A 15640-nucleotide genomic window follows, 5' to 3' on the forward strand; every position below is an offset into this window, starting at 1 on the left:
GCTGGCTCACCGTCGCCTCCGGCGGGTGCGGGGTGCGGGCACCGGGACGACGACCTCGTCGGCGGGCAGGCCCCGCCGGGTCCCGACCCGCTCCAGCAACCGTTCCAACCGGGCGGTGACCACGCTCGGGTGCTCGAGCATCAACAGGTGCCCGGCCCCGCGGACCAGGACGTGCTCGGCGCCGGGGACGGCCTCGGCGATCTCCCGGCCGTGGGCCGCGGGGGTCATCAGGTCGCGTTCGGCGGCGAGCACCAGGACGGGACGACCGGCGAGGTTGGCGAGCGCCTCGCGTTCGTCGAGGGTGCCGAAGGCGGGCAGCAGGTCCGCGATGACGTCGACGGGGGTCCCGGCCATCATCCGGGCCGCGAGCCGCAGGAGTTCCGGGGTGACCGGTCCGGCGAAGTTCCAGTGCCGCACGAGACGTTGCTCGAGGTCCCCGCCGACGCGGCGGCTGCGTTCGAGCACGTCGGTCCGGCCCGCGGCGCGTTCCAGGGCCAGTTCGGCCCAGCGGACGAGGTGGTGGCCGAGCATCGGCAGTCCGTGGTCGACGGCGGCCATCCCGCCGGCGCTGGTGGCGACGAGGGCGACCCCCTCGAGGCGGTCCAGCAGGTCGGGGCGGCGGACGGTCAGCTCCATGACCGTCATCCCGCCGAGGGAGTGCCCGACGAGCACGACGGGCCCCTCCGGGGCGACCGCGTCGATGACCTGTCCGAGGTCGTCGGCGAGGCGGGCGATGGTGACCGGGCCGGCCGGGCCGCGGGCGGAGCGGCCGTGCCCGCGCAGTTCCGGCAGCACGAGGCGGTACCGCCCGCGCAGCGCCAGGCGCTGGAAGTGCCAGCTGTCCGCGGTCAGCGCGTAGCCGTGCTGGAACACGACGGTGGGCGCGTCCGGGCGGTCCGCGGGGTCGACCTCGACGTGCAGCCGGACCCCGTCGTCGGTCTCGACCTCGACGGGTTCGCCGGTCAGCGACTGGAGTTCCTCGCCGCGCACCGTGGGGCGGTGCCGGCGGGCGGGACGCAGCGCCGCCCTCACGCGGGCACCTCGGCGAGCCGGCCGGTGTAGCGGCGCGGGACGCGGGAGCCGATGCGGGTGACGATCTCCCAGGAGATCGTCCCGGCCGCCTGGGCCCAGTCGTCGGCGGTGGCCTCCCCGTCCAGGCCGGGGCCGAACACGATCGCGGGGTCACCGGGGGCGGCGACGTCGTCGCCGAGGTCGACGACGACCTGGTCCATGCAGACCCGGCCCGCGATCCGCCGCCGGGCGCCGGCCACGAGGACCTCCCCCGACCCGGCACCGTTCCAGGAGGCGTGCCGCGGGACGCCGTCGCCGTAGCCGAGCGGGACCAGCCCGAGGGTGGTGTCGGCCCCGGCGGTGTAGGTCAGGCCGTAGGAGACACCGGCCCCGCGGGGGACGCGGCGGACGTGGGCGAGGCGGGCGGCCAGCGTCATGGCGGGGACCAGCCCCAGCTCGGCCCCGGTGGCCCGTTCGGGAGCGGGCGAGAGCCCGTAGACGGCGAGGCCGACGCGGACGAGGTCGTAGCGCGACTCCGGGACGAACATCGCGGCGGCGGAGTTCGCGTGGTGTCGCAGGCCCGGGTCGACCCCGTGGTCGCGGGCGGTCTGCAGCGCCGCCTCGAAGGCCTCGAGCTGGGCGGGGACGGAGGGGTCACCGGGGACGTCGGCGCTGGCGAAGTGCGCCCAGGTCCCGCGGACCTGGACGGTCCCGTCCGCGACGTGCTTGGCCACGGCGTCCAGCAGCGCCGGCCACTCGGCCGGGGAGGCTCCCCCGCGCGACATCCCGGTGTCGACCTCGAGGTGCACCCGGGCCGTCGTCCCGGTCGTGCGGGCCGCCTCGACGACCATCTCCAGCGCCCACACCGCGGCCACTGAGAGGTCCACCCGGGCCCGCACGGCCGGGACGAGGTCCGTTCCGGGAGTGAGGATCCAGGCGAGGAGGTCGGCGTCGACGCCCGCCTCGCGCAGGGCCGTGGCCTCGTGCACGTGGGCCACCCCCAGCCACGTCGCCCCGCCCGCGAGCGCCGCCCGGGCGACGGGGACGAGCCCGTGGCCGTAGGCGTCGGCCTTCACGACGGCCATCACCTCGCCGCGACCGACCTGCTCACGCACGACGGCGACGTTGTGCGCGATCGCATCGAGGTCGACGACGGCCTCCGCGGGCACCCCGGGTCGTGGTTGCACGACTCGACGGTACCCGCCCACGGTTCACCAGCCAGGCAGGGAGGTGAGCGCCGCGGGGACGGCGTCGGCGACGTCGAGGGCGGCGAGCGGACCACCGGCCGAGGCGAGGGCGGCGGCCCGGCCGTGCAGCACCGCGACGTCCGCGGCGACCTGCGCGGGGTCCTCGTCGGGGCGACCCGCGAGGGCTGCGCCGAGGATCCCGGCGAGGACGTCACCGGCCCCGGCGGTGGCGAGCCAGGTCGGCGCGGACGCGGCGGTGAACACGCCGTGCGCGCCGACGACGGTGGTGACCGAGCCCTTGAGCAGGACCGTGGCCCCGGTGCGCTCGTGGACGCGGCGGGCGTGGGTCAGCGGGTCGGCCTCGACGTCGCGCCGCTCGGCCCCGAGCAGGCGGGCCAGTTCCCCGGCGTGGGGGGTGAGGACGTGCTGCGGGCCGAGGGTGTCGGGCAGGCCGCCGAGGGCGCCGGCGTCGACGACGGCGGGTTCGCCCGAGGCAAGCGCGTCGCGGATGCGGTCCTGCTGCTCCGGGTCGTCCGGGGAGACCCCGGGCCCCAGCACCCAGGCCTGGACCCGGCCCGGACCCGCGACGACCTCGGGACGCCGTTGCCGGACGAGTTCGGTGGGGTGGCGCGGACCGAGGTAGCGCACCATCCCGGCCCCGGCCCGGACGGCGGCCTCGACGGCGAGGACCGCGGCGCCGGTGTAGTCCGGCCCGCCCGCGACGACGCCGACGACGCCGCGGGAGTACTTGTCGTCGCCGGGGGCGGCGCGGCGCCAGCGGGCGGCGACGTCCTGCGGCTCGACCCGCCGGACCGCCGGTTCCGGGAGGTGGTGGGAGGTGCCGAGGTCGACGACGACGAGCCGGCCGCAGCGGGCCGCAGCCGGGGCCAGCAGGTGCGCGGGCTTCGCCGTGCCGAAGGTGACGGTGACGTCGGCGGCCATCAGCTCGCCGGTGAGCGCGCCGGTGTCGGCGTCGAGACCGGAGGGGACGTCGACGGCCACGACGACCGGTCCGTCGAGGGCGCTGAGCCCCTCGAAGTCCGGGCGCAGACCACCGTGACCGCCGATGCCGGCGATCCCGTCGAGGACCAGGTCCGCTGCGGCGCAGACGTCCTCGTCGCCCGCTCGCCACGGCCGGGTGCGCACGCCCGCCCGGCGGGCCGAGCGCAGCGAGTCGTCGTGGACGCGGTCGGAGGTCGTGAGCGCGGTGACCCCGACCCCACGAGCGGCGAGGCGGGCCGCGGCGTAGAGGGCGTCGCCGCCGTTGTCGCCGGAGCCCGCGAGGACGAGCACCGAGCGTCCGCTGACCCCGCCGGTCGCCTCGCGCAGGATCCGCGCGCACTCGACGTCGAGGGCCGCCGCGGCCCGCTGCATGAGCGCGCCCTCGGGGAGCCCGGCCATCGTCGCCCGCTCGGCGGCGCGGACGTCGGCGACGCGGTGCGCGGCGATCACGTCAGCGGCTCTCGGCCACGACCATGGCCGTCGCGATCCCGGCGTCGTGGGAGAGCGAGAGGTGGAAGACCGACACTCCCGCCTCGTCGGCGATCTTCTTGGCGCTCCCGCGGACCATGATCTCCGGCCGGTGGCCGTCCTCGCGTTCGACGACGACGTCGCGCCACACGAGCCCGACGGGCGCGCCGAGCGACTTCGCCACGGCCTCCTTGGCCGCGAACCGCGCCGCGAGGGACTCCGCGGGCAGGTTCCGCTCGCCGTCGCCGAAGAGGCGTTCCAGCAGCAACGGTGTCCGTTCGACCTGACGTTTGAAGCGCGCGACGTCGACGACGTCGATGCCCACTCCGATGATCATTGGTTGATCCCCCTCCGCCGGGCGTCACCGTCCCACGAGGGCGGGTGACGCCCGACGGCGGGGGGTCACTCCACGGTGACGGACTTGGCGAGGTTGCGGGGCTGGTCGACGTCGAGGCCCTTGGCGGTCGCGAGCTCGCAGGCGAACACCTGCAGCGGCACCACGGCCAGCAGCGGGGACAGCAACGTCGAGGTCTGCGGGATGCGGATCACGACGTCGGCGAAGGGTTCCACGGCGGTGTCGCCCTGTTCGGCGATGACCAGGGTGCGCGCGCCGCGGGCCCGGACCTCCTGGATGTTGGAGACGACCTTCGCGTGCAGGGAGTCCCGCCCGCGCGGGCTGGGCACGACGACGAACACGGGGGTCCCGGGTTCCACCAGCGCGATCGGCCCGTGCTTGAGCTCACCGGCCGCGAAACCCTCGGCGTGGATGTAGGCGAGTTCCTTGAGCTTCAGCGCCCCCTCCATCGCCACCGGGTAGCCGACGTGGCGGCCGAGGAAGAGCACCGAGCGGGTGTCGGCCATGTAGCGGGCGATCTCGCGGACCTGCTCCAGCCCGTCGAGGACCTGGCGGACCTGGGCCGGGATCTCCTGGAGTTCCGCGAGGACCTGGGCGATCTCGTCGGCGAACTTGTTGCCGCGCAACTGGGCCAGGTACAGGCCGAGCAGGTAGCAGGCGGTGATCTGGGCGAGGAACGCCTTCGTCGAGGCGACCGCGATCTCCGGTCCGGCGTGGGTGTAGAGCGCCGCGTCGGACTCGCGCGGGATGGTCGAGCCGTTGGTGTTGCAGATCGCCAGCACCTTCGCGCCCTGCTCGCGGGCGTGGCGGACGGCCATGATCGTGTCCATCGTCTCCCCCGACTGCGAGATCGCGACGACGAGGGTGCGCTCGGACACGACGGGGTCGCGGTAGCGGAACTCGTGGGCGAGTTCCACCTCGACGGGGATGCGGCACCAGTGCTCGATGGCGTACTTCGCGACCTGGCCGGCGTAGGCGGCCGTCCCGCAGGCGATGACGACGATCTTGTCGATGCTGCGCAGCTGCGCCTCGGAGATCTTCATCTCGTCCAGCTGCAGCCGGCCGTTCGCGTCGGTCCGCCCGAGCAGGGTGTCGGCGATGGCCTGCGGCTGGTCGTGGATCTCCTTGGCCATGAAGGACGGGAACCCGCCCTTCTCGGCGGCCGCTGCGTCCCAGTCGACGTGGAAGCGACGGCCCTGGCTGGGCGAGCCGTCGAAGCCGGTGACGACGACGTCGTCGGGGGTGATGGTGACGATCTGGTCCTGGCCCAGCTCCAGCGCCTCGCGGGTGTGGGCGATGAACGCCGCGACGTCGGAGCCGAGGTAGTTCGCGTGCTCACCGAGCCCCACCACCAGCGGGGAGTTGCGGCGGGCGCCGACGATCGTGCCGGGTTCGTCGGCGTGCACCGCGAGCAGCGTGAACGCGCCCTCGAGGCGGGCGCAGACGGCCCGCATGGCGGCGGTCAGGTCCCCCGCGGCGTCCGCGTCGTAGGCCCGGGCGAGCAGGTGCGCGACGACCTCGGTGTCGGTCTCGCTGGTGAACTCGACACCGGCCCCGAGCAGCTCGGTGCGCAGCGTCGCGAAGTTCTCGACGATGCCGTTGTGGATGAGCGCGAGCCGGCCGCCCTGCCCGACGTGGGGGTGGGCGTTGCCGTCCGTGGGGCCGCCGTGGGTGGCCCAGCGGGTGTGCCCGATCGCGGTGCCCGCCGCGGGCAGCGGGTCGGCGTCGAGGAGCTCGACGAGGTTGGCCAACTTCCCGGCCTTCTTGCGGGTCTGCACACCACCGGGGGTCAGCACCGCGATGCCCGCGGAGTCGTAGCCCCGGTACTCCAGCCGACGCAGCCCTTCGAGGACGACCTCGCTCCCGTGCTGCGCTGCCCCCACGTACCCGACGATTCCGCACATGGGATCGAGGGTACGGTCCGGGCGGCGCAGTCCTGGTCACCCGAACGGGACGCGTCACCCGGTACCCTCACGCCGGTGAGCACCGGCGCACCCACGCACGTCCCCGTGAACTCACACCCGAGCTCCGCCAACCCCTACGTGGTCCTGGACCGCGAGCACTGGAGCGCGCTGCGCGCCTCGACCCCGCTGACCCTCACGGCCGAGGACGTCACCCGGCTGCGCGGTCTCGGCGACCGGGTCGACCTGCGCGAGGTCGAGGAGGTCTACCTCCCGCTGTCGCGGCTGCTGACCCTCTACGACCGCTCCGCGGGTTCGCTGCACGCCGCGACGTCGACCTTCCTGGGCGAAGCCGTGGCGCGGACCCCGTTCGTCATCGGGATCGCCGGGTCGGTGGCCGTGGGCAAGTCCACGACGGCCCGCGTGCTGCGCGAACTGCTCTCGCACTGGCCCGAGACCCCCCGGGTCGAGCTCATCACCACCGACGGGTTCCTGCTGCCCAACGCCGAGCTGGAACGTCGCGGGATCCTGCACCGCAAGGGTTTCCCGGAGAGCTACGACCGGCGGGCGCTGCTGCGCTTCGTCGCGGCGGTGAAGTCCGGGGTCCCCGAGGTCCGGGCGCCGGTCTACTCCCACCTCGTGTACGACATCGTCCCCGGCGAGGAGGTCGTCGTGCGCCGCCCCGACGTGCTCATCGTCGAGGGCCTGAACGTCCTGCAACCGGCCCGGGTCCGCGCCGACGGGACGCAGGGCGTCGCGGTCAGCGACTACTTCGACTTCTCGCTCTACGTCGACGCCCGCAGCGAGGACGTGCGGAACTGGTACGTCGACCGGTTCCTGGAACTGCGGCGGACGGCGTTCTCGAAGCCGCAGTCCTACTTCCACCGCTACGCCTCGCTCACCGACGACGAGGCCGTGGAACGCGCCCGCCGGATCTGGAACGACATCAACGGTCCGAACCTCGCCGAGAACGTCCTGCCCACCCGGGGCCGGGCCACCTGCGTGCTGCAGAAGGGGCCCGACCACTCGGTGCGTCAGGTGCGGTTGCGCAAGGTGTGATCCCGCGAGGTGTGATCCCGCAGGGTGTGACGGATCTCGGTCACGGGCGCCTCGAGTTCCTCGACGAGTTCGTCGAGGACGAAACCGAGCTGCTCGTTGACCGCGATCATCGGCGTGTTCGACACCGCGTTCCACGTCGAGACCCGTTGCGCCGCAAGGTTGTCCGCCAGTGCGGTGCGCAGGCACTCGAGTTTCAGCAGCATCCCGAGCCGGTGTCCGCGGTGCTCGCGCAGCACCAGGGTGTCCAGCTGGATGAGCCGTTCCGGTTCGTGGTCGGAGCGCACCAGGACGCTGTAGCCGACGGCCGCACCGGCCGGGTCCTCGGCCACCGCCACCCACTGGTGCCGGCTCTGCGCCGCCCGGGCGGCCTCGACCTCGCGGATCCGGTCACCGTCCCACACCTCGGGTTCGACCTCGAGGTCACCCATCGGGGCGTCGGTGCTCATCCGCGCGGTGAGGGCGGCCATCACGTCGAGGTCCGCCTCGGGAACCCAGCCGGCGAAGCTGCGCAGCCGGTACCCCGCCGCGTGCGGGCGGGCCGCGGCCGCCAACGCCGCCAGTCGCTCCGGCGGCACCGGCAGCGGGAGCTGGCGACGGGCTTCGAGCTGACCGCGGGTGAAACCCCAGGCCCGCGCGGCGCGTGACCCCGGCCAGGTCTCCTCGGGGTGGGTCACCGGACGGTCGACGGAGATCCGCACCGTGCTGCGGCCGGCGGCCTCGGCGAGGTCGAGGGCGTGCTCCAGCAGCGCGGTACCGACCCCGCGTCGCCGCTGGTCCGCCACGACGCCGACCTGGACCCAGGCGGTGCGGGTGTTGTCCAGCAGGGTGAAGCGCACCTCGGCGACGCCGACGGGGACACCGCCCTCGCGGGCCAGCACGAGGTGGACCTCCTCCTCCGTGCTCCCCCGCTCCAGCTCGGCCCGGAGCTCACCGCGCCGCCAGGTCGAGGGATCGGGGCGGTCCTGCGCCTCGGCCGCGGCGAGGACGTCGTACCAGTCGTCGAAGTACTCCGTCGCCCACGTGGCGCGGTCGGGGGCGGCGTTCGTCGTCGAGGTGAGCTCCACGCGGTCCAGTCAGCCAGACCGGAGGTTCAGAGCGCGAGTCGTTTCCGGACGACCTCGGCCAGACGACCGGCGACGTCCTGGGCGTGCTCGGTGTGCGCGGCCTCGACCATGACCCGCACGAGGGGTTCGGTCCCGCTGGGGCGCAGCAGCACCCGGCCGGTCTCGCCGAGTTCGCGTTCGGCGTCGCCGACGGCCGCGAGCAGTTCCGCGTCGCTGCCGGCGCGGGACTTGTCCACCCCGCGGACGTTGATGAGGACCTGCGGCAACCGCTGGACGACGCCGGCGAGGTCCTCCAGGGTGCGGCCGGTCTCGGCCATCCGCGCCAGCAGGTGCAGACCGGTGAGGACGCCGTCGCCCGTCGTCGCGTGCTCGGGCAGGACGACGTGGCCGCTCTGCTCGCCGCCGATGCTCCACTTCCCCGCGCTCAGGGCCTCCAGGACGTAGCGGTCGCCGACGCCGGTCTCGATCATCGTGACTCCCTCGCGCTGCATCGCGAGGCGCAGACCGAGGTTGCTCATGACGGTGGCGACGAGGGTGTCCTCGACGAGCTGCCCGCGGTCGCGCAGGGCCAGGGTCAGGACGGCCATGATCTGGTCGCCGTCGATCGTGTGACCAGCGGCGTCCACGGCCAGGCAGCGGTCGGCGTCGCCGTCGTGGGCCAGGCCGATGTCCGCACCGTGGGCCAGGACGGCCTCGGTGAGGGGTTCGAGGTGCGTGGAGCCGCAGCCGTCGTTGATGTTCAGCCCGTCGGGCGCGGCGTACAGCGTCGTCACCGTGGCGCCGGCCTCGGCCAGCACCCGCGGGGAGATCGCGCTGGCGGCGCCGTTGGCGCAGTCGACGACCACGTGCAGCCCGGCCAGCGACCCCGGTCCGCCCGGCAGGGTGGAGAGCAGGTGCGCGACGTAGGTGTCCTGCGCGTCCTGCTCCACGTCCGGTCCCGCGTGGACCCGGCCCACGGCGGCCCCCGTCGGACGACGCCCGCCGCCCTCGCGGTAGGCGTGCTCCACGGCGTCCTCGACGTCGTCGGGGAGCTTCACCCCGCCGCGGGCGAAGATCTTCAACCCGTTGTCGGGCATGGGGTTGTGCGAGGCGGACAGCATCACGCCGAAGTCGGCGCCGGAGGTGTCCACCAGGTGGGCCAGCGCCGGCGTCGGCACGACACCGACGTCGAGGACGTCGACCCCGGCGCTCGCGAGACCGGCCACGACCGCGGCGGAGAGGAACTCCCCCGACGCGCGGGGGTCGCGGGCCACGAGCGCCCGCGGGTGCGCGCTCCCACCCGGTTCGACCAGGACGGTCACCGCGGCGACCGCCAGTCCCAGCGCCATGTCGGCGGTGAGGTCGACGTTCGCCAGCCCCCGCACACCATCGGTCCCGAAGAGCCGCGCCACCCTTAGTTCCTCCCCCACACGGCCGCAGGCGGCCGGACGTGACACGACGGCCCCGGGAGGACTCCCGGGGCCGTCGTGACGGTACTCGCTGAGCGCTGGATCAGCGCTTGCTGAACTGCGGCGCCTTGCGGGCCTTCTTGAGCCCGGCCTTCTTGCGCTCGATGGCGCGCGGGTCGCGGGTCAGGAACCCGGCCTTCTTCAGCGACGGGCGGTTGGCCTCGAGGTCGATCGCGTTCAGCGCGCGGGCGACACCGAGACGCAGCGCGCCGGCCTGACCGGAGGAGCCACCACCGTGGATGCGGGCGATGACGTCGAACGACCCCTCGAGCGCGGTGACGCGGAACGGCTCGTTGACGAGCTGCTGGTGCACCTTGTTCGGGAAGTAGTTGTCCAGCTCACGACCGTTGATCGTCCACTTGCCGGTACCCGGCACGATGCGGACGCGGGCGACGGCTTCCTTGCGGCGGCCGGTGGCCCCGCCGGGAGCGATGATGCTGTTGCCACCGGTCGCCGGGGTGGACGACTCGGAGGTGTACGTGCCGGTGAACTCGTCGGACTCGGTGATGTCCTCGACGACCTCAGGGGTGAAATCGGTGCTCACGATGCTCCTCGCTCAGTTTGCCGGGTGTGCGGCGGTGTGACTGCCGCGGCTCACTGCGCGACCTGGTGGATCGTGTACGGCACGGGCTGCTGAGCCGCGTGCGGGTGCTCCGGGCCGGCGTAGACCTTGAGCTTGCTCATGACCTGACGACCGAGGGAGTTCCGGGGGATCATGCCGCGGATGGCCTTCTCGACGGCCTTCTCCGGGTTCTTCTCCAGCAGGTCGACGTAGCTGGTGGCCTTCAGACCGCCCGGGTAGCCCGAGTGGCGGTAGGCGACCTTCTGCTCGCGCTTGGAGCCGGTGAGGGCCACCTTGGCGGCGTTGACGATGATGACGAAGTCGCCACCGTCGACGTGCGGCGCGTAGGTCGCCTTGTGCTTGCCGCGCAGGAGCGTCGCGGTCTGCACCGCGAGGCGGCCCAGCACGACGTCCTCCGCGTCGATGACGAGCCAGCGGTGATCGATGTCGCCTGGCTTCGGGGTGAACGTGCGCACGGGGGTTGCCCATCTCCTCGAGACGAATTGCGGACCGGCCCGCGCTCGAGATCCTGCAGCGCGCAGGTCATGAGACCGGGCGCTGACGGCAGGCACTGCGTGGGCACAACGACTCCCGACGGTACCTGTCGTCCACGCCGCGGGTCAAAACGGCTCCGCCGCGGCCGTGGTCGGCGCGGGGTCAGCGCGTGGTCGACGCGTGGTCAGCGCGCCCGTTCGACCCGGCTGACGTCCCACACGGGCTCTGGTGTCTCCACGACCCGGCCGTCCTCGCCGAAGAGCAGGAAGCGGTCGAAACCGCGGGCGAACCAGCGATCGTGGGTGACGGCCACGACCGTCCCCTCGAAGACCCCCAGCGCCTGCTCCAGCGCCTCCGCGGAGTGCAGGTCGAGGTTGTCGGTCGGTTCGTCCAGCAGCAGCAGCGTCGCCCCGGACAGCTCCAGCAGCAGGATCTGCAACCGGGCCTGCTGACCCCCGGAGAGGTGCTCGAAGCGCTGTTCCGCGGCCTCGGCCAGGCCGTAGCGGTCCAGCGCCCGCGAGGCCGCCTCGCGGTCCAGGCCGGAGCGGTGGGAGTTTCCGCGGTGCAGGACGTCCAGCAGGGTCTTGCCGACCAGCGAGGGCTGCTCGTGGGTCTGGGCGAACCACCCCGGCCGCACCCGCGCCCCGAGGCGTGCGGAACCGCGGTGCGCGACGGGGTCGGGGACGTGCTCGTCCACCGGGCGGTGCTCGGCGTCGGGGTCGGAGCCGCCGGCGGCCAGCAACCGCAGGAAGTGCGACTTGCCGGAACCGTTCGCCCCGAGGACCGCGACCCGGTCCCCCAGCCACAGCTCGGCGTCGAAGGGCTTCATGAGGCCCGTCAGCTCCAGGCCCTCCACGACCACGGCGCGCTTGCCGGTCCGCCCGCCCTGCAACCGCATCCGGACGTCCTGGGCCGCCGGGGGCGCCTGCGGCGGACCGGCCTCCTCGAACTTCGCGAGCCGGGTCTGGGCGGCGGCGTAGCGCGAGGCCATGCCGTCGTTGAACTTCGACTTCTCCCGCAGGGTCACGACGAGGGTGCGGAGCTTGACGCGTTCCTCGTCCCAGCGCCGCCGGAGTTCCTCCAGCCGTTCCCCGCGGGCCTGGCGGGCCGCGCCGTAGTCGGCGAAGGAACCCCCGTGGGTCCAGGAGACCGCACCCAGCGCACCGGGTTCCAGCGTCACGATGCGTTCCGCCGCAGCGGAGAGCAGTTCCCGGTCGTGGCTCACCAGCAGCACCGACTTCGTCGTGGCGCGGAGCTGTTCCTCCAGCCAGCGCTTGCCGGGGACGTCGAGGTAGTTGTCGGGTTCGTCGAGCAGCAGGACGCCCTCGGGTCCGCGCAGCAACGCCTCCAGGACGAGGCGCTTCTGCTCCCCGCCGGAGAGCGTCCGCACCGGCCGGTACCGGCAGGCCTCGAACGACATCCCCAGCGCAGCCGAGGTGCACTCGTCCCAGAGGACCTCCTGCTCGTACCCGCCGGCGTCACCGAAGTCGGCCAGGGCCTGCGCGTAGCGCATCTGGGACTTCTCCGACTCCTCCTCGACCATCGCGGTCTCGGCGGTCTCGACGGCCGCGAACGCTCGGCGCAGGGCCTCGGGGGCGACGGAGACGAGGAGTTCGGCCACCGAGGTCTCGTCGCGGACGGAACCGACGAACTGACGCATCACGCCGAGCCCGCCGCTGCGGGCGATCGCGCCCTCCTGCACCGGTTCGTCCCCGGCGATGAGCCGCAGCAGGGTGGTCTTGCCGGTGCCGTTGGGACCGATCAGCGCGGTCGTCGACCCGTCGGCGACGCGGAACGACACCCCGTCGAGGAGGGGGCGCCCGTCCGGCAGTTCGTGCCCGACCCCCGAGACGTCGACGTGCCCACCGCTGTTCCCAGATCCCGCCACGGGCGACCAGTCTGCCGTGCGGTGGCTAGTGCTCGCCGCCGGTTTCCGCGCGGGCGGTGTGCTGGTGGGTCAGGCTGCAGCTGGTGGTGTCCGCGTCGGCCCACTCCCCCTGCACCGCGACGACGGCGATGCCCCCGGTGCGCAGCTGGCTCACCTCACCGGTGAGGGCCTCGACGAGGGAGCTCACGCCGGGGTTGTGCGCGACGATCACGACGGTCGCGTCGGGGCGGTCGGTGTCCAGACCCCGCACGATGCGCAGCAGGTCACCGAGCGAGGCCTCGTAGAGCCGCTCCTCGTCGACGACGACCGGAGCGACGCCCCACCCGTCCAGCAGGCGCGCGGTGGTCTCCTCGGTCCGGCGGGCGGGCGAGGTCAGCAGCAGGTCGCAGCCACCGACGTTCTCCGCGAGCCACCGACCGGCCTCGACGGCGTCCGCCTTCCCCCGTTCGGCGAGGGGGCGGGCGATGTCCTGGAGTCCTACCGGCGAATCGGCCTTCGCGTGGCGGACGACGACGAGCGTGGGCACACCCACCACCCTGCCCCACGACCACCCGGGCGCGCCGCCCGGGCCACCCGCTCAGGGGAGCGTGCGCACCGCACGGGCCTCGTGGGCGCGCGCGGCCAGGTCCCCGTCGGCGGGGTAGACGACCTCCTCGAGGGTCAGTCCCTGCGCTGCGACGACCGCGACGGTGGGGTCGCGCACCGCGGCGTCCTGCACCAGCCGGGGCCAGGCGACGTCGCGACGGCCGTCACCCACGGCCAGCGCGGCGCCGACGAGGGCGCGCACCATCGAGTGGCAGAAGGCGTCCGCCTGCACGTCGGCCACGAGCAGACCGTCACCGTCCCGGGTCCACGAGTACGCCAGCAGGGTCCGCACGGTCGTGGCGCCCTCCCGGGGCCGGCAGAACGCGGCGAACTCGCGCAGGCCGACGAGGCTGCGCGCCGCGAGGTCCATCGCGCCCAGGTCGAGGGGGCGGCGGTGGTGCAGGACGTCGAAGCGCCGCAACGGCGGGAGCCCCGCTGGGTCGTCGCAGACGCGGTACGCGTAGCGGCGGCGCAGGGCGCTGAAGCGGGCGTCGAAACCCTCGGGGGCGAGCCCGGCCCGGTGCACCCGCACGTCGGGCGGCAGGACGCCCGCCAGGCGCCGCACGAGGGCCGCTGCGGGCTCCGTGCCCGACCGGCCCGGGACGGCGTCCCAGCGGGCGCGTGGGACGTCGACGTGGGCCACCTGGCCGTTCGCGTGCACCCCGGCGTCGGTGCGCCCCGCCACGGTGAGCCGGGGGGCGGGGTCCAGGCGCAGGACCCGGGCCAGCCCGGCGATCAGCTCGCCCTGGACGGTGCGCAACCCCGGCTGCTCGGCCCAGCCGGAGAAGGCGGTGCCGTCGTAGCCGAGGTCCAGTCGCACCCGCACGACGCCGGGGGGAACGCGGACGAGCCCGCCCTCCCCGGTGTCGGGGAGGACGGGCTCGTCGGGGTGAAGGGAGGCGCTCAGGCCTGGTCCTTCGTGTTCTCGTCGCTCGGGTCGGCCTCGGCGGCGTCGACCTCGACACCCTCGTCAGCGGTCGCCGGGGCGTCCGCGTCGGGGAGGGTGTCGGGCTGGTCCACGCTGCCGGCCTCGACCTGGTTCGCGTCGGTGGACTCGGCCGCGGGGGCCTCGTCACCGACGACGACCTCGTCGGCCGCCGGAGCGGTCGCCGCGGCGGCGCGCTCCGCCTCGCGGACGACACCCTGCTTGGCGCTGACCGGCTCCATGACGAGCTGGATCACCGCCATGGGGGCGTTGTCGCCCTTGCGGGGCCCGATCTTGACGATGCGGGTGTACCCACCGTTGCGCTCGGCCATGGCCGGCGCGATCTCGGTGAAGAGGAAGTGCACGACGGACTTGTCGCGGATCGTCTTCATGACCTCGCGGCGGGCCGCCAGGTCACCCTTCTTCGCGAAGGTGATCAGACGTTCGGCGTACGGACGCATCCGCTTGGCCTTGGCCTCGGTGGTGGTGATGCTGCGGTGCTCGAAGAGGGCCGTCGCCAGGTTGGCGATGATCAGCTTCTCGTGGGCCGGCCCGCCGCCGAGCCGCGGACCCTTGGTGGGGGTGGGCATGTTGTTGTCTCCTCGGTTTTACCCCTCCCCCGCGTCAGCGGGGGGAGGGGCGACGGACGGTCAGAGCTGCTCGTCCTCGGCGAACGACGCGTCGTCGTCCTCGAAGTCGTTGACGACGGCGCTCGGGTCGAACCCGGGCGGGGAGTCCTTGAGGTGCAGGCCCATGCCGACCAGCTTGGCCTTCACCTCGTCGATGGACTTCTGCCCGAAGTTGCGGATGTCGAGCAGGTCGGCCTCGCTGCGCGAGACCAGTTCCCCGACGGTGTGGATGCCCTCGCGCTTGAGGCAGTTGTAGGACCGGACGGTGAGGTCCAGCGCCTCGATCTCCAGCGCGAGGTCCGCCGCCAGCGCGGCGTCGGTCGGCGAGGGACCCATGTCGATGCCTTCGGCCTCGACGTTGAGCTCACGGGCCAGACCGAACAGCTCGGTCAGCGTCTTGCCCGCGGACGCCACGGCGTCGCGCGGGGTGATGGCGTGCTTGGTCTCGACGTCGACGACGAGACGGTCGAAGTCCGTCCGCTGCTCGACGCGGGTCGCCTCGACCTTGTACGTCACCTTCAGGACGGGGGAGTAGATCGAGTCGACCGGGATGCGGCCGATCTCCTGCTCACCCGTCTTGTTCTGCGCCGCCGAGACGTAGCCGCGGCCGCGTTCGACCGTCAGCTCCAGCTCGAGCTTGCCCTTGCCGTTGAGCGTCGCGATGTGCAGGTCGGGGTTGTGGACCTCGACCCCCGCGGGCGGGGCGATGTCGGCCGCGGTGACCGCGCCCGGCCCCTGCTTGCGCAGGTACATCACGACGGGTTCGTCGTGCTCCGAGGAGACCACGAGGTTCTTGACGTTGAGGACGATCTCGGTGACGTCCTCCTTGACCCCCGGCACGGAGGTGAACTCGTGGAGCACACCGTCGATCCGCAGGCTCGTCACGGCCGCGCCCGGGATGGACGACAGCAGCGTGCGGCGCAGCGAGTTGCCGAGGGTGTACCCGAAGCCGGGTTCGAGGGGTTCGATGACGAAGCGCGAGCGGTACTCGTCGACGACGTCCTCGGTGAGGGTGGGGCGCTGTGCGATCAGCACGGAGGTTCCTTCCCGCGGGCGTCCGC

Annotated in this window: 15 protein-coding genes; 1 reads left to right on the forward strand and 14 read right to left on the reverse strand. The window is 73.6% G+C overall.

Annotated features, from left to right (window positions below; all coding sequences use genetic code 11):
- Nucleotides 1-6: 6 nt before the first annotated feature.
- The 5 genes from SJY07_RS08505 to glmS form a co-directional block, all read right to left on the reverse strand.
- Complete coding sequence (locus SJY07_RS08505; RefSeq protein ID WP_380158399.1) at nt 7-1032, reverse strand: alpha/beta fold hydrolase; 1026 nt, start codon at nt 1030-1032, stop codon at nt 7-9.
- Nucleotides 1029-2198 (reverse strand): alanine racemase, encoded by a 1170-nt coding sequence (alr, locus tag SJY07_RS08510; RefSeq protein ID WP_380158401.1) that lies wholly within the window; start codon nt 2196-2198, stop codon nt 1029-1031. The genes SJY07_RS08505 and alr overlap by 4 nt, the downstream gene beginning before the upstream one ends.
- 24 nt (nt 2199-2222) lie before the next feature.
- A complete protein-coding gene (locus SJY07_RS08515; RefSeq protein ID WP_380158403.1) occupies nt 2223-3650 on the reverse strand; it encodes an NAD(P)H-hydrate epimerase in 1428 nt (475 codons plus the stop codon).
- Nucleotide 3651: 1 nt separating this feature from the next.
- A complete protein-coding gene (locus tag SJY07_RS08520; protein WP_380158405.1) occupies nt 3652-4005 on the reverse strand; it encodes a holo-ACP synthase in 354 nt (117 codons plus the stop codon).
- A 65-nt stretch (nt 4006-4070) separates the two neighbouring features.
- Nucleotides 4071-5927, reverse strand: coding sequence for a glutamine--fructose-6-phosphate transaminase (isomerizing) (gene glmS, locus SJY07_RS08525; RefSeq protein WP_328294670.1), 1857 nt, complete (start codon nt 5925-5927; stop codon nt 4071-4073).
- A gap of 75 nt (nt 5928-6002) precedes the next feature.
- Between glmS and coaA the strand changes: the two genes are divergently transcribed.
- Nucleotides 6003-6983, forward strand: coding sequence for a type I pantothenate kinase (gene coaA / locus SJY07_RS08530; RefSeq protein ID WP_380158407.1), 981 nt, complete (start codon nt 6003-6005; stop codon nt 6981-6983).
- Here the strand turns inward: coaA and SJY07_RS08535 are convergent.
- The 9 genes from SJY07_RS08535 to SJY07_RS08575 form a co-directional block, all read right to left on the reverse strand.
- Nucleotides 6959-8047, reverse strand: a complete 1089-nt coding sequence (locus SJY07_RS08535; protein ID WP_380158409.1) for a GNAT family N-acetyltransferase — start codon at nt 8045-8047, stop codon at nt 6959-6961. The genes coaA and SJY07_RS08535 overlap by 25 nt on opposite strands.
- A 26-nt stretch (nt 8048-8073) precedes the next feature.
- A complete protein-coding gene (gene glmM, locus SJY07_RS08540; protein ID WP_380158411.1) occupies nt 8074-9438 on the reverse strand; it encodes a phosphoglucosamine mutase in 1365 nt (454 codons plus the stop codon).
- A gap of 100 nt (nt 9439-9538) precedes the next feature.
- A complete protein-coding gene (gene rpsI / locus SJY07_RS08545; protein WP_380162235.1) occupies nt 9539-10003 on the reverse strand; it encodes a 30S ribosomal protein S9 in 465 nt (154 codons plus the stop codon).
- 86 nt (nt 10004-10089) lie between these two features.
- The gene (gene rplM / locus SJY07_RS08550; protein ID WP_328294666.1) at nt 10090-10533 is read right to left on the reverse strand and encodes a 50S ribosomal protein L13; all 444 of its coding nucleotides are present in this window, start codon (nt 10531-10533) and stop codon (nt 10090-10092) included.
- Nucleotides 10534-10736: 203 nt separating this feature from the next.
- The gene (locus SJY07_RS08555; protein WP_328294665.1) at nt 10737-12440 is read right to left on the reverse strand and encodes an ATP-binding cassette domain-containing protein; all 1704 of its coding nucleotides are present in this window, start codon (nt 12438-12440) and stop codon (nt 10737-10739) included.
- A 25-nt stretch (nt 12441-12465) separates the two neighbouring features.
- Nucleotides 12466-12966: a histidine phosphatase family protein gene (locus tag SJY07_RS08560; protein WP_328294664.1), complete on the reverse strand. Its 501-nt coding sequence runs from the start codon at nt 12964-12966 to the stop codon at nt 12466-12468.
- A 51-nt stretch (nt 12967-13017) separates the two neighbouring features.
- Nucleotides 13018-13851 carry a tRNA pseudouridine synthase A gene (locus SJY07_RS08565; RefSeq protein ID WP_380158415.1) on the reverse strand — a complete coding sequence of 278 codons (834 nt, stop codon included), beginning with the start codon at nt 13849-13851 and terminating at the stop codon, nt 13018-13020.
- A 77-nt stretch (nt 13852-13928) separates the two neighbouring features.
- A complete protein-coding gene (gene rplQ, locus SJY07_RS08570; RefSeq protein WP_380158417.1) occupies nt 13929-14540 on the reverse strand; it encodes a 50S ribosomal protein L17 in 612 nt (203 codons plus the stop codon).
- Nucleotides 14541-14600: 60 nt separating this feature from the next.
- A complete protein-coding gene (locus SJY07_RS08575) occupies nt 14601-15614 on the reverse strand; it encodes a DNA-directed RNA polymerase subunit alpha (RefSeq protein ID WP_328294662.1) in 1014 nt (337 codons plus the stop codon).
- Nucleotides 15615-15640 lie beyond the last annotated feature (26 nt).

It is taken from the genome of Kineococcus sp. R86509 (genome assembly GCF_042466365.1).
Lineage (GTDB): Bacteria > Actinomycetota > Actinomycetes > Actinomycetales > Kineococcaceae > Kineococcus.